19 protein-coding genes are annotated in these 25,576 nt (G+C 70.8%); 11 read left to right on the top strand and 8 right to left on the bottom strand.

Annotated elements, in window-relative coordinates; genetic code table 11:
- Position 1: 1 nt before the first annotated feature.
- The 4 genes from ACPA54_RS31095 to ACPA54_RS31080 all read right to left on the bottom strand — a co-directional run bounded on the left by ACPA54_RS31095 (position 2) and on the right by ACPA54_RS31080 (position 4,720).
- The gene (locus ACPA54_RS31095) at positions 2–817 is read right to left on the bottom strand and encodes an MHYT domain-containing protein (protein WP_423534740.1); all 816 of its coding nucleotides are present in this window, start codon (positions 815–817) and stop codon (positions 2–4) included.
- A gap of 5 nt (positions 818–822) precedes the next feature.
- On the bottom strand, positions 823–2,043 hold the full coding sequence (locus ACPA54_RS31090; protein ID WP_423534739.1) for a PP2C family protein-serine/threonine phosphatase: 1,221 nt from the start codon (positions 2,041–2,043) through the stop codon (positions 823–825).
- A gap of 51 nt (positions 2,044–2,094) precedes the next feature.
- A complete protein-coding gene (locus ACPA54_RS31085; protein WP_423534738.1) occupies positions 2,095–3,573 on the bottom strand; it encodes an MDR family MFS transporter in 1,479 nt (492 codons plus the stop codon).
- Positions 3,574–3,706: 133 nt separating this feature from the next.
- On the bottom strand, positions 3,707–4,720 hold the full coding sequence (locus tag ACPA54_RS31080) for a Gfo/Idh/MocA family protein (protein ID WP_423534737.1): 1,014 nt from the start codon (positions 4,718–4,720) through the stop codon (positions 3,707–3,709).
- A gap of 251 nt (positions 4,721–4,971) precedes the next feature.
- Between ACPA54_RS31080 and acnA the strand changes: the two genes are divergently transcribed.
- The 8 genes from acnA (at position 4,972) to ACPA54_RS31040 (ending at position 18,290) form a co-directional block, all read left to right on the top strand.
- Positions 4,972–7,686, top strand: a complete 2,715-nt coding sequence (acnA, locus tag ACPA54_RS31075; RefSeq protein WP_423534736.1) for an aconitate hydratase AcnA — start codon at positions 4,972–4,974, stop codon at positions 7,684–7,686.
- A 247-nt stretch (positions 7,687–7,933) separates the two neighbouring features.
- Positions 7,934–8,395, top strand: coding sequence for a hypothetical protein (locus ACPA54_RS31070; RefSeq protein WP_423534735.1), 462 nt, complete (start codon positions 7,934–7,936; stop codon positions 8,393–8,395).
- A gap of 158 nt (positions 8,396–8,553) precedes the next feature.
- Positions 8,554–9,690 (top strand): substrate-binding domain-containing protein, encoded by a 1,137-nt coding sequence (locus ACPA54_RS31065; protein WP_423534734.1) that lies wholly within the window; start codon positions 8,554–8,556, stop codon positions 9,688–9,690.
- A 16-nt stretch (positions 9,691–9,706) separates the two neighbouring features.
- Complete coding sequence (locus ACPA54_RS31060; protein WP_423534733.1) at positions 9,707–10,525, top strand: ATP-binding cassette domain-containing protein; 819 nt, start codon at positions 9,707–9,709, stop codon at positions 10,523–10,525.
- Positions 10,518–11,897, top strand: coding sequence for a sugar ABC transporter permease (locus ACPA54_RS31055; RefSeq protein ID WP_423534732.1), 1,380 nt, complete (start codon positions 10,518–10,520; stop codon positions 11,895–11,897). The genes ACPA54_RS31060 and ACPA54_RS31055 overlap by 8 nt, the downstream gene beginning before the upstream one ends.
- A gap of 185 nt (positions 11,898–12,082) precedes the next feature.
- Complete coding sequence (dxs, locus tag ACPA54_RS31050) at positions 12,083–14,020, top strand: 1-deoxy-D-xylulose-5-phosphate synthase (RefSeq protein ID WP_423534731.1); 1,938 nt, start codon at positions 12,083–12,085, stop codon at positions 14,018–14,020.
- Between the two features lie 211 nt (positions 14,021–14,231).
- Positions 14,232–15,743: an amino acid permease gene (locus ACPA54_RS31045; protein ID WP_423534730.1), complete on the top strand. Its 1,512-nt coding sequence runs from the start codon at positions 14,232–14,234 to the stop codon at positions 15,741–15,743.
- Positions 15,744–16,511: 768 nt separating this feature from the next.
- The gene (locus ACPA54_RS31040) at positions 16,512–18,290 is read left to right on the top strand and encodes an ArnT family glycosyltransferase (protein WP_423534729.1); all 1,779 of its coding nucleotides are present in this window, start codon (positions 16,512–16,514) and stop codon (positions 18,288–18,290) included.
- A gap of 31 nt (positions 18,291–18,321) precedes the next feature.
- Here ACPA54_RS31040 and ACPA54_RS31035 read toward each other — a convergent pair whose 3' ends face one another.
- A complete protein-coding gene (locus ACPA54_RS31035) occupies positions 18,322–19,029 on the bottom strand; it encodes a TetR/AcrR family transcriptional regulator (RefSeq protein WP_423534728.1) in 708 nt (235 codons plus the stop codon).
- A gap of 60 nt (positions 19,030–19,089) precedes the next feature.
- On the opposite strand from ACPA54_RS31035, the gene ACPA54_RS31030 reads away from it, so the two are divergent.
- The gene (locus ACPA54_RS31030) at positions 19,090–20,067 is read left to right on the top strand and encodes a hypothetical protein (protein ID WP_423534727.1); all 978 of its coding nucleotides are present in this window, start codon (positions 19,090–19,092) and stop codon (positions 20,065–20,067) included.
- 792 nt (positions 20,068–20,859) lie between these two features.
- Here the strand turns inward: ACPA54_RS31030 and ACPA54_RS31025 are convergent.
- From ACPA54_RS31025 to ACPA54_RS31015, 3 genes are all read right to left on the bottom strand, one after another.
- Positions 20,860–21,651: a hypothetical protein gene (locus tag ACPA54_RS31025; protein WP_423534726.1), complete on the bottom strand. Its 792-nt coding sequence runs from the start codon at positions 21,649–21,651 to the stop codon at positions 20,860–20,862.
- Positions 21,652–21,737: 86 nt separating this feature from the next.
- Complete coding sequence (locus ACPA54_RS31020) at positions 21,738–22,883, bottom strand: LLM class flavin-dependent oxidoreductase (RefSeq protein WP_423534725.1); 1,146 nt, start codon at positions 22,881–22,883, stop codon at positions 21,738–21,740.
- Between the two features lie 340 nt (positions 22,884–23,223).
- The gene (locus ACPA54_RS31015; RefSeq protein ID WP_423534724.1) at positions 23,224–24,015 is read right to left on the bottom strand and encodes an SDR family oxidoreductase; all 792 of its coding nucleotides are present in this window, start codon (positions 24,013–24,015) and stop codon (positions 23,224–23,226) included.
- Positions 24,016–24,246: 231 nt separating this feature from the next.
- Between ACPA54_RS31015 and ACPA54_RS31010 the strand changes: the two genes are divergently transcribed.
- Together ACPA54_RS31010 and ACPA54_RS31005 are read left to right on the top strand one after the other, a co-directional pair.
- Positions 24,247–24,702, top strand: a complete 456-nt coding sequence (locus ACPA54_RS31010) for a nuclear transport factor 2 family protein (protein ID WP_345675284.1) — start codon at positions 24,247–24,249, stop codon at positions 24,700–24,702.
- Positions 24,703–24,785: 83 nt separating this feature from the next.
- Complete coding sequence (locus ACPA54_RS31005; protein ID WP_423534723.1) at positions 24,786–25,556, top strand: SDR family oxidoreductase; 771 nt, start codon at positions 24,786–24,788, stop codon at positions 25,554–25,556.
- Positions 25,557–25,576 lie beyond the last annotated feature (20 nt).

Below are 25,576 nucleotides of genomic sequence, written 5' to 3'. Positions count from 1 at the left end.
GCTACTCCCCGGCGGGGATCCGCTCGATCGTGACCGGCCCGGCGGCCTCCGGCGCGGGCGGCTCCACCGCCTCGTCCTCGCCCTCGTCGTCCTCGACCGGTGCCGGATGCCAGCCGACCAGGAACAGCGCCGTGACCGTGCACACCGTCAGCCCGATGACCAGCGGCAGCAGCAGGTGCGGCGAGTCGGCGCCGGTCAGGGGCGCGTCGGCGGGTGCCAGACGCACCGAGATCGCCGTCATGCCCATGTAGTGCATGCCGCCGACGGCGACGCCCATCGCGAGGGCCGCGCCCGCGATCGAGCCGAGGCTGCGCACGTTGAGCGCCGCGTACAGGGCGATCGTCGCGGCGACCACCGCGACCATCACCGACAGGGCGACGGTGCCCGGAGCGTACGACGCATGCCCGCGCATGCGCAGCGCCGCCATGCCCATGTAGTGCATCGTCGCGATGCCGCACCCGGTGACGGTGCCGCCCGCCGCGAGGACCAGCGGCCGCCCCGTGTCGCGGGCGGCGATGCTCAGCCCCGCGCCGACCACCGCGACGGCGACGACGAGGCCGGCCAGCGTGAGGGCGACGTCATAGCGGATCGGGGTGCCGACGACGGCGAAGCCGAGCATCGCGACGAAATGCGTCGCCCAGATCCCGGTGCCGCCGATGGCGAACGCGCCGAGGGCGAACCAGCGTCGGCGGGCCCACCCGTGCGCGCCGTGGGCCCGCGTGGTGCACACCAGGCCGAGCGCGGAACCGACGCAGGCGACGAGATACGCCGCGATCGGGGTGACCGGCCCCGCGGAGAACTGGTCGATGTGGGCCACCGGGGTCAGGCCGCCTTCGTCAGCGGGTCGCCCGGGTCGCCGGGGTCGTGCGGGGCCCGGCGGACCACCAGCACGGCGGCGTCGTCCGACATGCGGCCGCCGGTGTGGATCGTCACGTCCGTGATGAGTTCGTGGGCGATGCGCTGCGAGCCGTGGTGCGCCCAGCGGGCCAGGCGTTCGCCGAACGGGTAGAAGCCGCCGGCCGGGTCGCGCGCTTCGGTCACGCCGTCGGTGACCACCACGAGCACGTCGCCGGGGACGTAACTCACCCGGTATTCGGCGTACTCGATGTCGTCGTACAGCCCCGCGGTGCCCAGCGGCGGGGCGTTGACGGGGAGTTCGAGTTCGACCGCGCGTCCGCCGCGCAGGTGCACCGGCGGCGTGTGCCCGCACGACAGCATGCGCAGATGGCGAGGCTCGTCGAAAGCGAACAGGACGGCGGTGGCGAAACGTTCGTCGGCGGGTCCGGCGCGGTCCTCGTCGAGCTGCGCTATTCGCTCCTCCAGCCGGGCGGCCAGACCGGGCAGGCTCGGCTCGTAGTGCGCCGCTTCGCGAAAGCACGCCATCAGCGTGGCCGCGGTGGTGATGGCCCCGATGCCTTTGCCGCGCACGTCGCCCATGAGCACGCGCATGCCGTGCCGGGACCGCACGACGGCGAACATGTCGCCGCCGACTTTGGCGTCGGTGTCGGCGGGCAGGTACAGCGCCGACACTTCGTAGCCGGGCAGTTCGGCCGGTATCGGCTCCAGCACCGCGCGCTGCAGGATCAGCGTGGCCGAACGGGCTTTGCCGAGCTGCGCCGCGTGCCTGGCGCGAGTCGCGGACCCCCAGACGCCGACCGCGCCGAGGCCGACGACAACCCCCAGATGGATCGCCTTCGCGGCGGGCGTGGTGTGCTCGAAGTGCAGGATGAGGACGGCGGCCAGCGCGGTCGCCGCGGTCGCCAGGCGGACCGTCGCGGCCACCGGGCACAGCGCGGCGAACAGCGGTGGTACGACGCCCAAGGCGACCGCGCCGGGAACCGAACGGTCCGCGACGACGTCCACCACGAACAGGAAGAGCAGCATCAGATATGCCGCCACGGACACGGCCGCCGGCGGCCAACCGCGGCGCGCGGTACCAGAAGGCCCTTCGACGACGGCGCCGTCCGGCGGCGCCGCACCCGGCGCCGGCCGGTCCGACGACGGTGCGTCGTCCGTGCACTCTTCCAGTCCTTGCCGCGTCACAGCGCTCACCCTATGGGGTGATGTCCCGGTGGGGATCAACGCCGGGGCCCGTCAGCGGGCGCCCGCGGCCTTTTCGGCCACGGGGGTCGAATTCGCGTCAGGCGCCGCCATCGTGGACGCCGCGTCGCGGTCCCGGATCAGCAGCGCGAACACCACGCCGACCGCCGCCATGAGCGCCGCGGCTGCGAACGCCCAGTGGTAGGCCGAGTATTGGGGCTGGAGGCCGTGCGGGGTCACGGTGAAGATGCCGATCCCGGACAGCACGCTGCCCAGCACCGCGACGCCGATCGCCGCTCCGAGCTGCCGCTGCACGTTGAACAGCGTTGTGGCGGCGCCCATTCGAGGCAGCGGGACGGCCGCGAAGGCCGCCGTCTGGGACGGCATGAACACGTGCGAGAGGCACAAACCCGTGACGAACAGAATGGCTCGAACCCACCACAGGTTCGTGTCGGGGCCGACCTGCGTGAGCAGCGCGATCATCACCGCCGTGCCGCTCAGGCCCGCGGCGATCAGCCGGCGCGGGCCGACCTTGGCGTAGTAGCGCGACACCAGTTGGGTGGCACAGATGATGCCGAGCGCGGTCGGGAACGTGGTCAGTCCGCTGTCCGTGGCCTCCAGGCCGCGGGCCTTCTGGATCATCACCGGCAGCACGTACACGGTGCCGAGGAAGCCCGCCGACGAGGTGACCGTGACCATCGTGCACGTGAAGAACAGCCGGTTGCGGAACAGCGACAGGTCGAGCATCGGGTGCTCGGTGCGCGACTCGACCACCACCAGCAGCCCGAGCAGCGCCAGGCCGCCCAGGCCGGTGCCCACGATCAGCGGCGACGACCAGCCCTTCTGCGCGCCCTCGGTGAGCGCGTACAGCGCGCTCGCCAGACCGGCGCCCGCGAGCACGAAGCCGGGCAGGTCGAACGGCCCCACGCCGGGCTGGCGCTGCTCGCGCAGGCACAGCGCGCCGAACGCGAGGGCGGCGACGCCGATCGGGACGTTCATGTAGAAGACCCAGTTCCACGACGCGTGGTCGACCATCAGGCCGCCGATGATCGGGCCCAATGCGGGTGCCAGCGCGGTCGGCACGATCAGCACCCGGGACGCCCGCATGCGCTCGGCGGGCGGGAACGCGCGGAACATCATCGCCATGCCGACCGGCGTCAGCAGCCCGCCGCCGACGCCTTGCAGCACCCGGAACGCGACCAGCTGGCCGAGGCTCTGCGCGAGCCCGCACAGCGCCGACGCCACGGTGAACAAGGCGAGCGCGAACAGGAACACGCGCTTCATGCCGAAGCGGTCGCCGAGCCAGCCCGCCGCCGAGATGAACACCGCCAGGCTCACCAGGAACCCGACGTTGACCCCGGCCACCGACGACGCGGACTGGCCGAACTCGGTCGCGATCGCCGGAATGGCGACGTTGACGATCGTGGAGTCCAGCACCGTCATGAACATCGCGGCGACGAAAACGACGCTGATCGCGATCTTCTGGTCGAGCTGGGCGAGGCGGGAGACGAGAGTGGTGGGTTCGTCGCGCATGGAGGGCCCCCGGCGGCTCCGTCGGTTCGGCTTGCGGAAACACGTTCTACCGCAGTGGCGTCCCGATGTCCGCATCGTTGGCCAAGCAAATACCCTCGGCGACCGCCGAAATTCGCGCCGGGTGACGGGAGGTTCACGCAGCGCCGCGTACCGGAAGTCCCGCTTTGCGGTAGATCCCGTCGATCAGGCGCATCGTCTCCACGGCGTCCGCCGCGGGCGTCGCCGGCGGCGTCCCGCGCAGTACCGCGTCCGCGAACGCCTGCAGCTGGTACTGGTACGACGACGTCTTGGCGGCCTGCCCCAGATGCTCGCGGCGCTTGCGGCCGCCCGCCTCCACGGTGAACCGGTAGCGGTACTGCGGCGCCACATAGTTCGACACGGAGACGGTGCCGCGCTCGCCGAACACCTTCGCCGTCATCGCGAGCATCCGGCGCGACAGCATCGAGCACCGCACTTCGGCCGTGGCGCCGCCGGGCAGCGCGAACGTCGCCTCCATCGCCCGGTCGATCCGCCGGTCGCGGCGCAGCGTCGTCGCGCGGGCGTCGACCACCTCGATCCGCGCGCCCGCGGCGGTGGGGGCCAGCATGCGGAGCGCGTTCACCGGGTAGCAGCCCGCATCCATGAGCGCGCCGCCCGCGAGGTCGTAGGCGTAGCGGATGTCGCCGAGGGCCGGCAGCGGGAAGCACATGCTCGCGGAGATGTGCCGGACCGGGCCGATCTCGTCCTCGTCGAGGATCTCGCGCATGCGCCGGGCGACCGGGTGGTACCGGTAGTGGAAAGCCTCCATGCACACCAGTCCGGTGCGCTCGGCGGCCGCGGCGACCTGGCGGGCCTCCGTCTCGTTCGCCGTCATCGGCTTCTCGCACAGCACGTGCTTGCCCGCTTCCAGGGCGCGCATCGTCCACTCGGCGTGCAGGCCGTTGGGCAACGGGATGTAGACGGCGTCCAGCTGCGGGTCGGCGAGGAGGTCGGCGTACGAGGCATGCACGGTGCGTATGCCGTGCTTGCGCGCGAACGACTCGGCCCGGTCCGCGTCCCGGGCCGCGACCGCGGCCACGGTCACCTCGGGTATCAGCCGTCCCGGTTTGACCAGCGCCGCGGGCGCGATCCGTGCCGCGCCGAGCACCCCGATCCGCATCCGCTCCATGCCGCCCCCTACGGGCCTGGGATCCTGCGGGGAACCGCCGCGATCCACGATGCCGCGCCGCCTTCGGCGGCGTCCGCGGCATCGTAGGGCCGGGCGGGTGCGAAAGACATGCCCGGCGGCACGCCGGACGGCGGTCCGCGGTCCAGGCGTCCGGCGTCGTAGAGTAGAGTTCTCTCGACATCAAGATAAACGTAGGGCCTTGCCCCGGCCGCCCCGGGAGCCGCGGCAAGGTGTCCGAGATAGGAGCACTCGTGTCCGCGAACAGCTTCGACGCCCGCACCACGCTGAACGTGGGCGACGAGTCGTACGAGATCTTCAAGCTGGACAAGGTCGAAGGCAGCGCCCGCCTGCCCTACAGCCTGAAGATCCTGCTGGAGAACCTGCTCCGCACCGAGGACGGCGCCAACATCACCGCCGACCACATCCGGGCGCTCGGCGGCTGGGACCCCAACGCCGAGCCGAGCGAGGAGATCCAGTTCACGCCGGCCCGCGTGATCATGCAGGACTTCACCGGCGTCCCCTGCGTCGTCGACCTCGCCACCATGCGCGAGGCGGTCAAGGAACTGGGCGGCGACCCGGCCAAGATCAACCCGCTCGCGCCCGCCGAGATGGTCATCGACCACTCCGTCATCGCGGACGTCTTCGGCCGCCAGGACGCGTTCGAGATCAACACCGACATCGAGTACGGCCGCAACAAGGAGCGCTACCAGTTCCTGCGCTGGGGCCAGACCGCGTTCAACGAGTTCGCCGTCGTGCCGCCCGGCACCGGCATCGTGCACCAGGTCAACATCGAGCGCCTCGCCCGCACCGTCATGGTCCGCAACGGCCAGGCCTACCCGGACACCTGCGTCGGCACCGACTCGCACACCACGATGGTCAACGGCCTCGGCGTGCTCGGCTGGGGCGTCGGCGGCATCGAGGCCGAGGCCGCGATGCTCGGCCAGCCGGTCTCGATGCTCATCCCGCGCGTCGTCGGCTTCAAGCTGACCGGCAAGCTGCAGCCCGGCGTCACCGCCACCGACCTGGTCCTCACGATCACCGACATGCTGCGCAAGCACGGCGTGGTCGGCAAGTTCGTCGAGTTCTACGGCGAGGGCGTCGGCGCGGTACCGCTGGCCAACCGCGCCACCCTCGGCAACATGTCGCCGGAGTTCGGCTCGACCTGCGCGATCTTCCCGATCGACGCCGAGACCATCAACTACCTGCGCCTGACCGGCCGTCCGGCCCAGCAGCTGGCGCTCGTCGAGGCGTACGCCAAGGAGCAGGGCATCTGGCACGACCCGGCCCGCGAGCCGGAGTACTCCGAGTACATCGAGCTGGACGTGGCGACCGTCGTGCCGTCGATCTCCGGCCCGAAGCGCCCGCAGGACCGCGTCGTGCTGTCCGAGGCCAAGGCCAAGTTCCGCGCCGCGCTGCCGGACTACGTCAAGGACATCGACGAGGCCGAGGTCGAGTCGTTCCCGGCGTCCGACGCCCCCGCGCTGAACGGCACCCGCGCGTCGAAGCCGACCACCGTCACGGCGGCCGACGGCAGCACCTACACGATCGACCACGGCGCCGTCGTGATCGCATCGATCACCTCCTGCACCAACACCTCGAACCCGTCGGTCATGCTGGGCGCCGCCCTGCTGGCCAAGAAGGCGGTCGAGCGCGGCCTCAGCGTCAAGCCGTGGGTCAAGACCACCCTCGCCCCCGGGTCGAAGGTCGTCATGGACTACTACGAGAAGGCCGGCCTGCTCCCGTACATGGAGAAGCTGGGCTTCAACCTCGTCGGCTACGGCTGCGTGACCTGCATCGGCAACTCGGGCCCGCTGCCCGAGGAGGTCTCCGCCGCGGTCAACGCGTCCGACCTGGCCGCGGTGTCGGTGCTCTCCGGCAACCGCAACTTCGAGGGCCGGATCAACCCGGACGTGAAGATGAACTACCTCGCGTCGCCGCCGCTGGTCGTCGCCTACGCGATCGCCGGGTCGATGGACATCGACATCACCACCGAGGCGCTCGGCGTCGACGCCGACGGCAAGCCGGTGTACCTGGCCGACATCTGGCCGTCCGACCAGGAGGTCGCGGACACCGTCGCGTCCTCGATCGACCAGGACATGTTCATCGCGTCCTACGCCGACGTGTTCGCGGGCGACCACCGCTGGCAGTCGCTGGAGGTGCCGACGGGCGACACCTTCGAGTGGGACCCGCAGTCGACGTACGTGCGCAAGCCCACGTACTTCGAAGGCATGACGATGGACCTGACGCCGGTCACCGACATCTCCGGCGCCCGCGTGCTCGCCAAGCTCGGCGACTCGGTCACCACCGACCACATCTCGCCGGCCGGCAACATCAAGGCCGACAGCCCGGCGGGCACCTACCTCGCCGAGCACGGTGTGGAGCGCAAGGACTTCAACTCGTACGGGTCGCGCCGCGGCAACCACGAGGTGATGATCCGGGGCACGTTCGCCAACATCCGCCTGCGCAACCAGATCGCGCCGGGCACCGAGGGCGGCTTCACCCGCGACTTCACCCAGGCCGACGGTCCGGTGTCGACGATCTACGACGCCTCGGTCAACTACCAGGAGGCGGGCATCCCGCTGGTCGTCCTGGCGGGCAAGGAGTACGGCTCGGGCTCGTCGCGCGACTGGGCGGCCAAGGGCACGTCGCTGCTGGGCGTCAAGGCGGTCATCGCCGAGTCGTACGAGCGCATCCACCGCTCGAACCTCATCGGCATGGGCGTCGTCCCGCTGCAGTTCCCGGCCGGCCACACCGCCGACACGCTGGGCCTGACCGGCACCGAGACCTTCGCGATCGCGGGCATCACCGAGCTGAACGAGGGCCGGACCCCGAAGACCGTCAAGGTCATCACGGACACCGGCGTCGAGTTCGACGCGGTCGTCCGCATCGACACCCCCGGCGAGGCGGACTACTACCGCAACGGCGGCATCATGCAGTACGTCCTCCGCTCCCTGGTCACCAAGTAACCCTGTGACCCGAAGGGCGCTTTCACCCGCGCCCTGAGCACCACCCGCTCCACACCGGGCCGGCTCCCTCACGGGGGAGCCGGCCCGGCTGCGTTACCGACCGGGCGCGGCGGCTTCCCCTGCCGTGTCCGCGTCGCGCCCGGCTGCCCGCCACCCTCCGTTTCCCCTCGTCACGGCACGTTCCCGGCGGTGGTTTTCGGTCGGGGTGCGGTGGGTTTTCGGTCAGGGAGGGGTCATAATCGAATGTATGTACGAAGAGCGCGGACAGGGTGCGGCCGGGGGCGCCGACGAGCGGCCCGGGTGGGAGCGGCCTGGGCGCTTCGAGCGTGCCGGGGGCGGGCAGGACGGGGTCGCTCCGGCCGGATGGCCGCGCGGGGTGCGGCCGCCGGGAGTGGAGGGCTGGTCGGAGACGGCCGTCACGTGGCTGTACGACCTGTGCCCGCCCGGTTACCGGCGCCACGACGTGCTCAAGCGGCACCCCGAGCTGCTCGCCCGCATGGCCCGCCAGCACGTCGAGGCGGCCCTCCAGGCCGCCCGGCACGGCTACGGCACCGCGCGCGCCGACCTGCGCGACCGCGTCGACATCCACGTCGTGGAAGCCCTGCTGCGCATGTACGAGTACGAAGGCTCCCGCGCCGCCGCCCTGGAACGCGAGGTCGCCCTCGTCGAGCAGGCGCTGATCGGAAAGCGCTGGAACCCGCGCCTGTGAACCGGTACCCCCGTTAGGCCTCCCGCTGTCCGCCAAACAGGTCGTGTTGGGTGGATTGTCTGATTTTCCGTGCAGGATCGGGCATGCACTTCCCCTGAACCCGGAGGGATCCGGCAGCAACGGATCCGCTCTCCGTACCCGGTGCCAGGGAGGCCTGCGTGACGACGGCTCTACTACCCGTCCGGCGGCTGCTCCGGCGCGGCCCGGCGGTGGTCCTCGCCGTCGCGCTGGTCCTGTCCGCCGGCGCGTGCGGCAAAGCCAAGCAGGCGGAGAAGACGCAGAAGGGCGGCGGCACCGGCGCCAGCGTCGAACAGGGCTTCAAAGTCGGCCTCCTGCTGCCGGAGAGCAAGACCGCGCGCTACGAGCGGTTCGACAAGCCGTTCTTCGAGGCCCGGGTCCACCAGCTCTGCCCCAAGTGCGAAGTCCTGTACGGCAACGCCCAGCAGCAGACCAACATCCAGCAGCAGCAGGCCGAAGCGTTGTTCACCAACGGCATCGACGTCCTCGTGCTGGACTCCGTCGACACCAAGGCCGCCGCGTCGATCGTCAGTTCGGCCAAAGCCAAGGGCATTCCGGTGATCGCCTACGACCGCCTCGCCGAGGGCCCGATCAGCGGCTACGTCTCGTTCGACAACGAGACCGTCGGCCGGCTCCAAGGCACCTCGCTGGTGGACGCCCTCAAACGCGGCGGCGACCCCAAGCGCGGCCCGATCATCATGATCAACGGATCGCCCACCGACCCCAACGCCGCCGAGTACAAGCGCGGCGCCCACAGTGTCCTCGACGGGCAGGTCATCATCGGCCGCGAATACGACACCCCCGACTGGTCCAACGACAAGGCCCAGCAGGAGACCGAGCAGGCGATCACCGCGCTCGGCGGCCCGGGCCGGGTGATCGGTGCGTACGTCGCCAACGACGGCATGGCCGGCGGCGCGATCGCCGCGCTGAAGGCGGCCGGCTTCAACCCCGTCCCGCCGGTCACCGGTCAGGACGCCGAACTCGCCGCCATCCAGCGCATCGTGGTCGGCGACCAGTACATGACCGTCTTCAAGCCGTACCTCCCCGAGGCGAACGCCGCCGCCGAGATGGCGATCGCCGCGGCCACCGGCGAGAAGATCCCCGCCAACACCACGAAGAACAACGGCACCGTGACCGTGCCCGCGACCATCCTCACCCCGATCCCGGTCACCAAGGGCAACGTCGCGACGACCGTCGCACAGCCGCCGTACTACACGGTCGCCGAAATCTGCACACCCGACTTCGCCGCGGCCTGCAAAGCCGCAGGCATCGGCTGACGAGGAGGCGGTGACCATGTCCGACGTATCCACGCGCCCCACCGACCCGGTCCTGTCGCTGCGCGGCATCTCCAAGCGCTACGGCGCCGTCCAGGCCCTCAGCGACGTCGAACTCGAAGTCGGCCGCGGCGAAGTCGTCGCGCTCGTCGGCGACAACGGCGCCGGCAAGTCCACCCTGATCAAGGTCATCGCCGGCGTCGGCCCGCCGGACAGCGGCGAAATCCGCTGGGAGGGCCGCAAGGTCAACATCGGCAAGCCGCACGAGGCACAGGCGCTCGGCATCGCCACCGTGTACCAGGACCTCGCGCTGTGCGACAACCTCGACGTCGTCGGCAACCTGTTCCTCGGCCGCGAGATCAAGCAGGGCGGCTTCATCCTCGACGAAGTCGGGATGGAACGCCAGGCCACCGAACTGCTGCGCACGCTGTCCGTGAAGATCCCCAGCGTGCGCATCCCGGTCGCCTCGCTGTCCGGCGGCCAGCGCCAGAGCGTGGCGATCTCCCGGTCGCTGCTCGGCGAACCCAAGATCGTCATGCTCGACGAGCCCACCGCCGCCCTCGGCGTCGAACAGACCGCGCAGGTCCTCGACCTCATCGAACGGCTCCGCGACCGCGGGCTCGGCGTCATCGTCATCAGCCACAACATGGAGGACGTGATGGCGGTCGCCGACCGCATCGCGGTGCTGCGCCTCGGCCGCAACAACGGCGTCTTCGACACCCGCAGCGTGACCCAGGAACAGCTCCTCGCGGCGATCACCGGTGCCAGCGACAACGTCGTCTCGCGCCGCCAAGCCCGCAAGAGCCGCGATCAGGAGGAAGGCGGCCGTAATGCCTGACCCGCGTGAACCCGTCGACCCCCGCGACCCGGACGACCGCCGCGGCGGCCTCGATCCGGACAAGCCGCGCGACGTCCCGAACGTCCCCGTCACCCCCGGAGGCCCCGAACAGCCCGAACCGGGCGGCGCGGAACTGCCGCCCGGTGCCGCGGTCAGCCAGGTCGACCCCCGGATCCTCATGCGGCAGGAAGGCTTCGCCGGCTACTGGACCGAGTTCAAACGCCGCGTCCGCGGCGGCGAACTCGGCTCGCTGCCGGTCATCTGCGGCCTCATCGTGATCTGGATCGTCTTCCAGAGCCTCAACGACCGCTTCCTGTCCGCGCAGAACCTGTCCAACCTGTCCATCCAGATCGCCTCCACCGGCCTCATCGCCGTCGGCATCGTCTGGGTCCTGCTGCTCGGCGAGATCGACCTGTCGATCGGCTCGGTCAGCGGCGTCAGCGCGGCCATCCTCGCGGTCCTCAACATCAACCACGGCTGGAGCGACGCCGCCGCGATCGCCGCCGCCGTCGGGGTGGGATGCGGCATCGGCCTGATCCAAGGCTTCTTCTTCGCCAAGATCGGCGTGCCCGCGTTCGTCGTCACCCTCGCCGGGCTCATCGGCTGGCAGGGCCTCCAGCTGTACATCCTGGGCTCCCAGGGCACCATCAACCTGCGCTACAACAGCAGCATCCACAAGCTGACCAGCTACTACTTCGAGTACGTCGCGGTCGGCTACGGCATCGCGGGCGCCTGCGTCCTCGTCTACGCGGTCTCGCGCTACCTGCAGTACAACCGCCGCACCAAAGCCGGCCTGCCGACGATCCCCATCCAGGACATCGCCTTCCGCACCGCGGTCCTCGCCGTCATCGCGTTCGCCGTCGCTTATGTCCTCAACCAGTGGTACGGCACGCCGCTCGCCCTCGTGATCTTCCTCGCGTTTGTGATCGTGGGAGACCTGATCCTGCGACGCACCGCCTACGGCCGGAAGATGTACGCCGTCGGCGGCGGCGTCGAAGCCGCCCGCCGGGCCGGCATCAGCGTCCCGCTCATCCGCATCTCGGCCTTCGTCATCTGCTCGACGATGGCCGCGATCGGCGGCATCTTCGCCGCCTCGCGCATCGTTTCCGCAGGTCAGAGCACGGGCAGCGGGGACGTCCTGACCAACGCCATCGCCGCCGCGGTCATCGGCGGCACCAGCCTCTTCGGCGGCCGCGGATCGACCTACTCGGCCCTCCTGGGCATGCTCGTCATCGGCTCCATCTCCTCCGGAATGGACCTCCAGTCCGTCAACTCGTCGGTGAAACTCATGATCACCGGTGCCGTCCTGCTCGCCGCGGTCGTCCTCGACTCGGTCTCCAGGCGCAGCCAGAAGGCCAGCGGCCGCGCCTGACCACCGACAAATCACCGCTTGATGACCGCCGCGAACCGGCAGGGCCGTGCCACGCGTCTAGACTCATTGAGTGCGTTTTCCCCCTCCGCCCGCGCGGTGGGCTACCCGACCGGGTGGGGCGGGGTGCCCGACCGATCCGGCCGGGGGAGGGCGCGAACCGCGATCGACCGATTGAGGAGGTACGGGTGGGCCTGCTGGAGAGCATTCGAGGACCCCGTGATCTCAAGGCGCTCTCTCCCGAGCAGCTCACCGTGCTCGCCGGCGAGATCCGCGAATTCCTGGTGGACTCGGTGTCCCGCACGGGCGGCCATCTCGGCCCCAACCTCGGCGTCGTCGAACTGACCCTCGCGCTGCACCGCGTCTTCGACTCGCCGCACGACAAGATCCTCTGGGACACCGGCCACCAGAGCTACGTGCACAAGATCGTCACCGGCCGGCACGACTTCGCCAAGCTGCGTCAGGAAGGCGGCCTCTCGGGCTACCCGAGCCAGGCCGAGTCCGAACACGACGTCATCGAGAACTCGCACGCCTCCACGGTCCTCTCCTACGCCGACGGCTTCGCCAAGGCGTTCCAGGTCCGCGGCCTCGACGACCGGCACGTCGTCGCCGTCATCGGCGACGGCGCCCTCACCGGCGGCATGGCCTGGGAGGCCCTCAACAACATCGCCGCGGCGAAGGACCGCCCGGTGGTCATCGTCGTCAACGACAACGAGCGCTCCTACGCGCCCACCGTCGGCGGCCTCGCCAACCACCTCGCCACGCTGCGCACCACGCGCGGCTACGAGCGGTTCCTCGACTGGGGCAAGGGCGTCCTCGGCCGCACCCCCGTGGTCGGCCAGCCCGTCTACGACATCCTGCACGGTGCCAAGAAGGGCCTGAAGGACTTCGTCGCCCCGCAGGGCCTCTTCGAAGACCTCGGCCTCAAGTACATCGGCCCGGTCGACGGCCACGACCCCGAGCAGATGGAGCAGGCGCTCCGCAAGGCCAAGGGCTTCGGCGGCCCGGTCATCGTGCACGCCCTCACCCAGAAGGGCCGCGGCTACGACCCGGCGCGCAACGACGAAGCGGACCAGTTCCACGCCGTCAACCCCATCCACCCGGAAACCGGCCTTCCGATCGCGAAGGCCTCCGGCGCGTCGTGGACCTCGGTCTTCGCCGACGAGATGGTCAAGGTCGGCGCCGAACGCGACGACGTGGTCGGCATCACCGCGGCCATGCTCATCCCGGTCGGCCTGCACAAGTTCGCCGCCGCCTACCCGGACCGCACGTTCGACGTCGGCATCGCCGAACAGCACGCGGTCACGTCCGCGGCCGGCCTCGCGCTGGGCGGCCTCCACCCGGTCTTCGCGGTCTACGCGACGTTCCTCAACCGCGCCTTCGACCAGGTCCTCATGGACTGCGCGCTGCACAAGTGCGGCGTGACGTTCGTGCTCGACCGGGCCGGCGTCACCGGCTTCGACGGTCCCAGCCACAACGGCATGTGGGACATGTCGATCCTCCAGGTCGTACCGGGCCTGCGGCTCGCCGCACCCCGCGACGCCGCCCAGGTCCGCGCCCAGCTCCGCGAAGCGCTCGACGTCGACGACGCGCCGACCGTCGTCCGCTTCGCCAAGGGCACCGTCGGCCCGGAGGTGCCCGCGGTCGGCCGCATCGGCGGCATGGACGTGCTGCGCCGCACCGGACCGGAGCGCAACGGCGGCGGCGAGGGCGGCGACGTCCTCATCGTCAGCGTCGGCACCATGGCCGAGGCCGGCATCGAGATCGCCGACCGGCTCGCCGACCAGGGCATCGTGTCCACCGTCGTCGACCCGCGCTGGGTCAAGCCGGTCGACCCGGAACTCCCCAAGCTGGCCGCCCGGCACCGCCTGGTCGTCACGCTCGAGGACAACAGCCGCATCGGCGGCGTCGGTTCCGCCATCGCGCAGGCGATGCGCGACGCCGGCGTCGACGTCCCGCTCCGCGACTTCGGCATCCCGCCGGAGTTCCTGGACCACGCCGCGCCCGGCTCGATCCTGTCCCGCATCGGTCTGAACGCGCAGGACATCTCGCTCCAGGTCGTCGGCGAGGTGGCCCGGCTGGCGGCGGACACGCCGCCGGGGGAGACGGCGAAGCCCGTGTCGTAGCAAGGCGGCACGGCCGTCGGGGTTTTCCCAGCGTCCGCACCGCACGATCGGCCCCGCCCGGAAGAGCTTCCGGGCGGGGCCGATTGCCGTGCCGGGGCGCCGCGCGGTCGGGCATTCACCCGGACGCGCCGAACGAAGAGCCGTTCAATTGCCGCACATCGGTAAATCATGACCTGGTCTCTGCGTACCGGCGGGCCAGGAGGTGCAACCGATGGTCACTGCGAGTCCGTTCCGGACCAAAAGCGTCGAACAGTCGATCCGCGACACGGAAGACCCCGAACACGGGCTCAGGCGTGCGCTGTCGGCGCTCGACCTGACGGTGTTCGGCGTCGGCGTCATCATCGGCACCGGCATCTTCGTCCTCACCGGCACCGTCGCCCGGGACACCGCGGGGCCCGCCGTCGCGCTGTCGTTCGTGGTCAGCGGGGTGGTGTGCGCGCTCGCCGCGCTCTGCTACGCGGAGTTCGCGTCGACCGTGCCGGTCGCCGGGTCGGCGTACACGTTCGCCTACACGTCCATCGGCGAACTGCCCGCGTGGATCATCGGCTGGGACCTCATCCTCGAACTCGCCCTCGGCGCCGCGGTGGTCGCGGTCGGCTGGTCCGGCTACGTGCAGTCGCTGCTGGCGTCCGCGGACGTCCACCTGCCCAACGCCATCAACGGCGGCACCGACAGCAACTGGGGCTTCAACCTGCCCGCGTCGCTGCTCGTGCTGCTGCTGACCGCGGTCCTGATCTTCGGCGTCAAGCTGTCGTCGCGGCTGACCGCGATCATCGTCGGCATCAAGGTCGCCGTGGTGCTCGTCGTGATCATCGCGGGGCTGTTCTTCATCAAGGCCGACAACTACTCGCCGTTCATCCCGCCCAAGCAGGCGTCCACCGGTTCCGACTCCGGACTCAAGCAGCCGCTGATCACCTGGCTGAGCGGCTTCGAACCGAGCAACTTCGGCGTCATGGGGATCTTCTTCGGCGCGGCGACCGTGTTCTTCGCCTACATCGGCTTCGACATCGTGGCCAGCGCCGCCGAGGAGACCAAGAAGCCGCAGCGCGACCTGCCGATCGGCATCCTCGGCTCGCTGGCCATCTGCACGGTGCTGTACGTCGGCGTCTCGATCGTCGTCACCGGCATGGAGAAGTACACCGAACTGTCGATCAAAGCCCCGCTCTCCGACGCCTTCAAAGCCGTCGGCCACGGCGGCTATGCGTGGGTCATCAACATCGGCGCCGTCGCCGGCCTGACGTCGGTCACGATGATCATGCTGCTCGGCCAGACCCGCGTGTTCTTCGCGATGAGCCGCGACGGCCTGATCCCGCGCTTCTTCAGCCAGGTCCACCCGCACTACAAGACGCCCTACCGCTCGACCATCGCCCTCGGCACCGTGGTGGCGGTCGTCGCCGGCGTCATCCCCCTCAAGCAGCTCGCCGAACTCGTCAACATCGGCACCCTGTTCGCCTTCGTGGTCGTCGCCATCGGCGTCATCGTCCTCCGCCGCACCCGCCCCGACCTGCCCCGCGCCTTCCGGACACCGTGGGTCCCGGTCCTCCCGATCGTGTCGGTGCTGGCCTGCCTGTGGCTGATGATCAACCTCCCGACGGAGACGTGGTGGCGGTTCCTGGTGTGGATGCTGGCCGGGTTCGTGGTCTATTACGGCTACGGGTACCGCAAGAGCCGGTTGGGGCAGCGGGCGGCGGCTGCTGCGGGGGCAGGGGACGGACGCGGGTGAAGGTGTCGCCGGCGGGGCGCGGGTGCCTCACCGCGCAGGACCCGTGATCGGCCGTCGGTCGCTGACTGTCGACTGTTCGCGATCGGCGGCCGCTGCTGACCACCGCAACTGACCACCAAGCACCCGCGATCGATGACCCGCCACTGATGACCGGCCATTGGCCGATGACGATCCGCAACTACGACCGGCCGCCGGAACTCCGCCATTGGCCCGCAGGCCACCTGCCATCGGTCACCTGCCACCCTCTACCGCGGTATGCGCGACCGCTCGGACCAAGCTCTCGTCGGCGTATGGCTGCCACTCGGCACCTGCCGCCTGTCGCTCGGTCAGGTCGGGTCGAGGTCGGGACCGTCGCAGTCGGCGGAGTTCGTTGCCGCGGTGGTGGACCGCCGCGCGGGATTCAGCGCTGTCCGAATACGCCGGTGGTGCGGGCGGCAGCCACGTGCAGTCCTGTTGCCTTGTGCCGCTCCGCGCGGCCGCGGCCGTCCGAATGCGGGCCTGGACATTCGGTCACGCGAAACGGTAGTCGGGAGATTACTCTCGGTGGCCGTACGTCGGTAGCGTGGACGGGTGCCGAGTATCGCGCGACCCGCGCAGCTTCGACGCCGCACCGCCGCACGGGCCGCGGCCCCGGGGGCCAGGCCGGTCCGGGTACCGCGGCCGCCGCGCCGCCGGGCCTCCGCCGGATCCGCGCCGCGCACGGCCGCGGGCGCGACCGTCGCCGCGCCGTCGTCGGGACGGGGGCGACCGTGGTGGCCGACGCGTGCCGTGCCGACTGCCGTACTGCTGGCGGTGGTCGCGGTGATCACGCATGTCGCGGTCTTCCAGCGCGCGTTCTGGAACCCGGACGAAGGCTTCCTGGCCACCCAGGCCCGGATACTCGGCGACGGCGCGCACCTGTACGGCGGAGTCGTGGACCGCAAACCGCCCGTCGTGCCCTACCTGTACGCGGCGGCCTTCCAGCTCTTCGGTTCCGGCACCCTGTGGCCGGTCAAAGTGCTCGCGGTGGCGGCGCACTTGGCCACCGCCGTGCTGCTCGCGGTCTTCGCCCGACGCCGGTTCGGCCCGACGGCGGGACTGATGGCCGGCGTGCTCTACCTCGTGGCCAGCATCGGGCTGGCACCCCCCGACGCCATGGCGGCGAACTTCGAGACGTTCATGCTCCCCGCGTCCGTGGCGGCGATCGTGCTGGCCGATCGCGGCCGGTTCGCGGCGGCGGGGTTCGCGGCGGCGGTGGCCGCGCTGACGAAGCAGTCCGGGGGAGCGGTCGTGCTCCCGGTGCTGTGGGTGGCTGTGGTGGCGGCGGGGAGGGGGCTGGGCCGGGGCGGCGTTGGTGGTGGGCGGTGGCGGGACCGCGGCGGGCGGTGGGTGCCGTGGTGGGGACGGTGTCGTGGCAGAGCGGTTGGGGTGGTTGGGCCGAGGACGTTGGGGCTGCGCCGGGGCGGGGTCGGTGGTGGGGCGGCGTCCGGCGGCAAGGCGATGGGTGGCGTGCTGTGGGGTCGTGCGGTGCCGGGTGGCGTGGCGTTGAACGCTGCCGCATTCGGCGGCTCGGCGGCTCGGGACGAAATCGCGTCGGGACATGCGGCGTGGGGTGTCGGCGGTCGGCGGGGCGGTGGGGCGCCAGGTGTTGCCGGGGACGACAGCAGCGCGGTGGCGTCGGGTGACGGTGTGCTTCGTGGTGGGGTGTCGGGCGCCGCGACCCGGCTCCGTCTGCAAGCCGTGGCCTGCGTGTTGCTCGGGGCGATCGTGCCGTGGGTCGGAGTGGCGCTGTTGCTCGGTGCCGGGCGGTTCGTGTTCTGGGTGGTGACCGGGTCCGGGGGCTACCTGTCGCTCGAAGGCGGGTGGCTGTGGGCGGTGGCGCGGGCGTCCGGAAACCTCGGGATCGTCGCGGCGGCCGGGCTGCCGCTGGTGTGGGCGGCGTGGCGCGGGCGGCGGTTCCGGGCGGACGCCGACCTGTGGGTATGGCTGGCCGCGTCCGCGGTCGGGGTCGCGGCCGGGACGCGGTTCTTCGGACATTACTTCCTCCAGTTGCTGCCGCCGTTGGTCCTGCTCGGGGTCGCGGGCGTCGTCCGCGGCGCGCTGCGCTGGCGGACGGTGGCCGGGTACGCGGCGCTGTCCGCAACGGTGTTCGTGTACCTCGCGGCGACCTGGCCCCAGGTCCGGCTCGACCACATCCGCGGGGTGGCGGCGACCGTACGGGCCGAGACCCGCCCCGGCGAACCGCTGCTGGTCTGGGGCATGAACCCGGCGGTGTACTACTTCGCCGAACGCCCGCCCGCGACCCGCTTCCTCACCGCGGGCTTCCTGACGAACTTCGCCGGCGGACGCCCGGACTCCCAAATCGGCGAAGCGTATGCCGTGCCCGGCTCGTGGGCGCAGTTCACCGAGGACCTCGCCCGCACCCGCCCCGAACTCGTCATCGACGACTCCGGCAACGCCGCCTACCGCCCGGAACGCATCCCCCGCTTCGATCAGTTCCTCAAAGCCCACTACCGCGAACTCGAACGCCAGGGGGCGACGGTGATCTACCGCCGGATCGACCCTTGAGCGTGACGTGTCGTAGGGCGCTCGTGTGGTGTCACCGGTGGGTGGGGCGGTGTTCGGCATGGCCGGACCGCGGGTGGCCGACGCCCGGGTGAAGTCCGGCGCAGAGCACGGCGAAAGCCCGGTCTGCCGCGGTGGCGACGGCGTCGCGCGCGTGTGCCGCCGATTCGCCGGCCATGACGCGCCGTCGGAGTTCCCGCAGGAGCGCCCGGTGCGTGCCGGCGATGGTGCCGGCCAGGACAGGGGGGATCGGGGCGTCGGCGGGGGTTGTGGTGGCGGCGGTGGTGGTGAGGTCCGCTGCGGCGGGAGCCGGTGGTGCCGCGGCCAGGGCGGCGGCCAGTGCGGCTTCGGCGCGTTCGCCGATTTCGCGTTCGCGGGCGCGCAGGGCCGGGCTGTCCAGGACCACCTGCCAGAACGCCGGGGCGCCCGGTCGGAGGCCGAGCATGGGGTGGTCCTGGTCCAGTGCGGCCAGCAGATCGTCGCGGACCGGCGCGACGGGGCAGGTGCCCGGGGCACGGTCGCGGACCAGTGCCGCGAGGTGGTCTTCGACCTCTGCTTGGCGGTCGAAGAACAGGTCTTCTTTGGTAGCGAAGTAGTTGAACACCGTGTTGGTGGACACGCCCGCGTGCCGTGCCACCTCGGCGACGGTCACCCCGTCGAAGCCGTGCTCCAGGAAGAGCCCCAGTGCCGCGTCGGCGATGGCCGTCCGGGTCTGCTGCTTCTTCGTCTCTCGAAGGCCCATGGGCAGATGATAGTGTCACCACAAATTTGGTGTGACACCAAGATTTTTTGAGGTGTGTTCATGGCCTTCACTTTCGGCATCTATCCCGGCGGACTCCTCGGCGACGACCAGGGCATCGTCCATCCGGTCACCGCGGACGCGCCGGACCTCATCAACACCGCACTCGACGAACTCCAAGGCGACGCCGACCTGTTGACGGTGCGTGCGTACCGCTCGTTCGCGCCGACGGCGACGCCGCGGATACCGCCGACACCCGCCGACCCGCACTCGTACCTGCGGCGCGGCCGGATGCTCGACCTCGTCCTCCAATTCCGCGAACCGACCGGAAGCCTGGACGGCTGGACGGACTATGTCCGCGAAGCCGTGCGGACCGCGGGCCCGCGGCTGGCCTCGGTACAGATCTGCGAGGAGCCGAACCTCGACCTCCCGTCGGTTGATGGCAGCGTCCCGAACGTCTTGGTGGCGTTGGTTCGGGGTGTTGTCGCGGCGAAGGAGGAGGTTGCTTCGCTCGGCCTCGGTGCGGCAGTCGGCTTCAACGCGGTGCCGAGCTTCGACCCGTCCGACACCTTCTGGGCGGACCTCGGGGCCTTGGGCGACGACCGGTTCCGGCAGAGTCTCGACTACGTGGGAGTCGACTTCTTCCCCGACGTGTTCCGGCCCGTCGCCGCGGATCGGTTGGCGGAGACGGTTGCCGCGGTCCTCGGCATGTTCCGTACCGGCTTCCTGCCGCAGGCCGGCATCCCCGGGACGGTGCCGCTGCGGGTGTGCGAGAACGGCTGGCCAACCGGCCCCGACCGCACGGAGCGGCGCCAAGCGGAGACGCTCGAAACCGTCATCCGGGCGGTGGCCGCGTGCGAGAACGAACTGTTGGTCGACGGCTACTCGCTCTTCGCCCTCCGCGACGCGGACAGCAACGGGGACAGCCTGTTCGGCCATTTCGGCTTGCTCCGCGACGACTACACGCCGAAGGAGGGCTTTGGTACCTACCGCCGCCTCATCAAAGAACTGGGCTCAGGGCAGGTCGTGGCCGAGCGCTGACACCAGGCTTGTGAGACGGGGCAGGGCGGGGCGGTGTGAAGGTGACAGTGCGCGTACGAGTACGAGTACGAGTACGAGTACGAGTACGAGTGTGACGGCGACGGTGAGCGGGCGAGCGCGAAGGGCGAGGGGCGACGACACGGCCGAGGGGCGTGAGGGCAAGCGTGCGAGTGCGAGGGCGAGAGCGTGACGGCGAGTTCGGCTTTCCCGCGGTGTACCAAGGCGCGTTCGGTGACGGCCCGCCGTGGTGTCCTCCAGCGGTGGGCGCGCCGGGTGCCGAGCTGTTGGCTGTGGCTGTCCATGACCGTGGGCTCTGCGCGGCCGGGCGCCTTCCGGGCGCCTTCCGGGCGCCTTCCGGGCGCGTGGAGCGGTCGCGGCCCAGCGGCGGCCCGCGCGGGGCGTCCGGGCTTCCCGCCGCGCATCGTCGACCACGCGACTGCCGGGCGGGCGCCGCGCAGCAGCGTCGTGCGGTAATCCCCGTCCTGCGCCCCCGCGGATTCGAACAGCCCACACCCCAGCGCGTTCCCGCACTCGCGGGACAGTCGACGCGCGCCCCCCGGGGACGTGCGGGGGAAGCCGGTGGATGCCTGACCGTCTTCCCCGCGCGCCCGGTCTGGGGCGCGGCCCGCGAACCGGCGGCGACAGCGCGCCGACCCGCGAGCGTGCGAGCCTTCCCGTGAGCCCGTGAGCCCGTGAGCCCGTGAGCCCGTGAGCCCGTGAGCCCGTGAGCCCGTGAGCCCGTGAGCCCGTGAGCCCGTGAGCCCGTCACCGCCGGGTGGCGGTGGGGTGGTTCTACCAGAGCTGGTCGGTGTAGGTGTCCCGGCCGGGGATGGTCGGGATCCACGGGGCGGCGAAGGTCACCGTGCCGATGCCCGAGGCGTTGATCTGGTCGGCCCAGGCATGGAAGGCGTCCCAGCTGTCGCGGGGGTCGCCGGACAGGAAGTACAGCTGCATGCTGCGGGTGGCCGCGTTCGGGTCGCGCGGGACGAAGGCCGGGGCGTCGTCGGCGAGCGGTTCGGCGGTCCAGGCGGCCACCGACTCGACGGCGGAACCGTCCAGGAACTTGGGCAGGTTCGCGTCGAACCACGCTTCGAGGTCGGACTGTGAGACACCCTCGGCGCGCTGCACGGCCAGCGACACCATGCCCTGGTAGCCGTGGTCGAGGGCCAGCTCCAGCGGAACCGGGTCCTCGTCGCGGTACCAGCGCTTGTCGTGCAGGTACATCGCGGTGTGCGCGTGGATCCGGTTCGGGAATCCGCGGTCGTTGGCGTACAGCCAGTTGACCTGCTCCACGGCCCAGTTGTTCCACTCGGCCCACTGGCCGTCGTTGACCCAGTAGATCGCCAGGTACGAACCGGCGTCGATCGCCGGGACGACGTCGCTGTCCGCCGGGAAGCGCAGGTCCTTCAGCTCGCGGGTGGCGACCCAGCGCTTGCCCGCCAGCATGCCGGGGCCGATCATGCAGCCGGCATAGAAGTGGTCGCGCTCGTACCAGCGGTGGTACTCGACCTCGTGCCCCCGCTCCGGGTCGACCGCGGTGAACAGCATCCCGGTCGCGCGGATCGGGTACTCCTTGAAGCCCATGAACGATTCCTTTTCGTGCGAAGGACCTGACACTACGTCAGAAACGACACCGCTGTCAGCACCTGGTGACTTTCCCGGCGCCGGTCTCACCCCGCGCTGTTTCCGCCGCCCGCGGCGGCGTCCCGGAAGCGCGTGGTGCGGTGCACCGGGTCGGTGTCGATCTTGGGGATGACGTGTTCGCCGATCAGCCGGATCGACTCGAGCGCCTCGTCGATCGTCTGCCCCACCGGCAGCCCGAACGTCAGCTGGTCGACGCCGGTGCTCTCCCAGCGCTTGCACTGGCGCAGCACGTCGTCCGGGTCGCCTGCGATGGTCATGCCTTCGGAGAGCATCCAGTCGACGGCGGCCGGGTCCGGGTCGGGTATCAGCTCCGGCCACGCCGGCACCTGCGGCGGGTGCGGGAACGTGTCGTGGTACCGGAACACCAGGCTCTGCAGGTAGGTGTTCGCCGGCCGCATCATCACCTCGCGCGCCCGCTCGCGGTCCTCGAAGCAGATCGCGCTGCTGGTCACCATGATGTTGTCGTTGACGAAGGCGCCGATCGGCTCGGCGTTGGCGATCTCCGTCTTGTACGCCGTGAGCACCGGCTCCAGCTCCTTCGGCGACCCCACCGAGAAGCCCAGCACACCGAGGCCCTTGCGGGCGGCCATCGCATAGGACGAGGTGTTGCCGGCCGCGTACCACATCGGCGGGTGCGGCTTGGCGAACGGCTTGGGCAGGATCTTGCGCGGCGGCAGCGACCAGTACTCGCCTTCGAAGCCCTCGTATTCGTCCTGCAGCCACATCTTGGGGAACTCGGCGATCGTCTCTTCCCAGATCGGCCGGGTGCCGCCCATGTCGGTCATGCCGGGGTGGAAGCCGAGGATCTCGTGCGAGCCCGCGCCGCGCCCGGTGCCGAACTCGAACCGGCCGCCCGACAGGTGGTCGAGCATCGCGACGCGCTCGGCGACCTTCGCCGGGTGGTTGACCTTGGGCAGCGGGTTGAAGATGCCGGACCCCAGGTGGATCCGTTCGGTGGCGTGCGCGAGGTAGCCGAGCACCACGTCGTTGGCGCTGATGTGGCTGTACTCGTCGAGGAAGTGGTGCTCGGTGACCCACACGTACTTGAATCCGGCCGCGTCGGCCGCCTTGACCAGCTCGATCTCGCCCATGATCGCGCGGTGCTCGGCCAGCGGATCGGCCTCCTGCGCGCTCTTGGGGACATAGCCCTGAATAAAGATCCCGAACTCCATTGTTCGTCGTCCCTTCTTCGTGGTGGCTTGCCGGGGTGGAGGTCGTCGACGCCGGACCGACCGTGGCGGGCATCGTGAGCATCGACGTCTTGGAAGAGGGCGGGAGAGGCGCGGCCGTTCCGGGGTTCACTCGAACGGGAAACGCCGAAACACCGAAGCGCCGGAACACCGGAACGGAACACCGGAACACCGGATACGCAGGAGACGACGGATACGTAGGAAACGCAAGACACGTGGAAGACGCGGGAGACACAAGAGAACCGGGAGACGCAGGAAACAGGGTCACCACAGACCCCCCTCGGCGCGGGGACGACCGCAGTCGCCCCCGCCCCCCGCGGCCTCAGAGCACGAACACCCCGTCCTCGCGCCGCACCCAGCCGGACGCGGCCAGCGCCCCGCCGTCCACGTGCAGCGTGGTCCCGTTGACGAACCCGGACATGTCGCCCGCCAGGTAGACGATCGGCGCCGCGCAGTCGTCCGGCGTGCCCCAGCCGAGCGGCACCTTGCTGCCGTAGTCCTGCCCGCCGACCGCCTCGGACAGGCCCGCGTCGCCCGGCGTCGGGATCGCGTCCGGCGCCACGCAGTTGACCCGGATCCGGCGCGGCGACAGCTCCAGCGCGAGTGACCGCGTCAGCTGCTCGACGGCCGCCTTCATCGCCGCGTACACCGCGAAGCCGGGCGCGGCGCGGTGCGCCTCGATGCTGGTCACGTTGACGATCGAGCCGCCGTCGTTCATCAGCGGCACGCTGTGCCGGACGACGTGCGTGACGCTGGTGAAGTTCTCGTCGACCAGCGCGGTCTGGCCCTTGCCGCGCACGTCGAGGAACGGCGACCAGAAGCCGCCGCCCGCGTTGTTCACGAGGACGTCGAAGTTGCCCAGCTCGCGCTGCGCGTCCGCGAGGAACGCCGCGACGGAGTCCCGGTCGCGCACGTCCAGCGTCCCGACGTGCGCCTTGCGGCCCGCGTCGGCGATGGCCTTCGCGGTCTCGGACTGGTCTTCGCGGTCGCAGATGGCCACGTCCGCGCCGAATCGGGCCAGCGCGGCGGCGGTCGCCGCGCCGATGCCGCGGGCGCCGCCGGTGACGACGGCGACACGGCCGGTGAGCAGGGCGGAGGAAGGATCGAGAACCACGTCGTACCTCTTCTGGCAGGCGGCGGCGCCGCACGGGTGCCGCGGCGCACAGCTCACCATGCCATCTGACGCGGCGTCACTAAAGAGCGATGCGACGCGATTTCGATCGCGTTGCCGACCCCGGGCGCAGCCCGGCGGAAGCACGGGGCGGGCGGAATCCGGGTCTGGATTCCGTCGGCACGCGGCCGTACTGTGACCGCCAGTCAACGGCGGCCTACCGGAGGTTCACACGTGTCACCCGAACGCATGCCCGGACACATCGCCGTCCCGAACCTGATCGGCCTGTACGCCGAGGCCATCGACGACGGGGACTTCGAGAAGGTCGCGGACATCCTCGCCGACGCGGTGGTCACCAGCGAAGGCACCGACCGGGAAACCGTGGGCCGCGCCGCCGTCCTCGCCATGTACGAGGACTGGACGCTCCGCTACGAGGACGGCACGCCGCGCACCAAGCACGTCACCACGAACATCATCCTCGAGGTCGACGAGGACGCCGGCACCGCCGCGGCCCGCTCCTACTTCACGGTCCTCCAGGCCACCACCGGCCTGCCGCTCCAGCCGATCATCACCGGCCGCTACCGCGACACCTTCGTCCGCGTCGACGGCGCGTGGCGCTTCGCGACCCGCCACATGATCACCGAACACCTGGGCGACCTCAGCCACCACCTCAAGATCGCGCTCGGCTGACCGGAATCCCGCACCCTGCACCCGCACCCCGCACCCCGCACCCCGCAGCACCGCACGACCGAACCGACCCGAAAGGACGTCCCATGGGCAAGCTCGACGGACGCGTCATCCTCATCTCCGGCGCGGCCCGCGGCCAAGGCGAAGCCGAAGCCCGCCTGTTCGTCGCCGAAGGCGCGTCCGTCGTGCTCGGCGACGTCCTCGACGACGAAGGCGCCGCAGTCGCGAAGGACCTCGGCGACGCCGCCCGCTACGTCCACCTCGACGTCACCAAGGAAGCCGACTGGACGGCCGCCGTCGCCGAGGCCAACGCGGCCTTCGGCAAGCTCGACGGCCTGATCAACAACGCCGGCATCCTGCAGTTCGGCGCCATCGTGGACACCTCGCTCGACGACTACCTGAAGATCGTCAACGTCAACCAGGTCGGCGTCTTCCTCGGCATGCGCGCCGCCATCCCGTCCCTCGTGGCCGCGGGCGGCGGCACGATCGTCAACACGTCCTCGACGAACGGCCTCCAGGGCGTCGCCGGCATGATCGGCTACACCGCCACCAAGTTCGCGGTCCGCGGCATGACCAAGGCCGCCGCCCTCGAACTCGGCCACTCCGGCATCCGCGTCAACTCGATCCACCCCGGCGGCATCGACACCCCGATGGTCCGCCCGGACAACGTCGAAGGCCTCGTCTCCGACGACACCAGCTCCGGCGACATCTACGCCGCCCTCCCCGCCGGCCGCGTCGGCCAACCCGAAGAGGTCGCCAAACTCGCCCTCTTCCTCTCCTGCGCCGACTCCTCCTACTCCACCGGCTCGGAGTTCGTCATCGACGGGGGGATGACGGCGGGCCCGACTTGGGCGTAGGGACGCAAGGCAAGCCCATT

It is taken from the genome of Uniformispora flossi (genome assembly GCF_049534875.1).
Lineage (GTDB): Bacteria > Actinomycetota > Actinomycetes > Streptomycetales > Streptomycetaceae > Yinghuangia > Yinghuangia aomiensis.
This window is presented reverse-complemented; position numbering and strand designations above follow the sequence as displayed.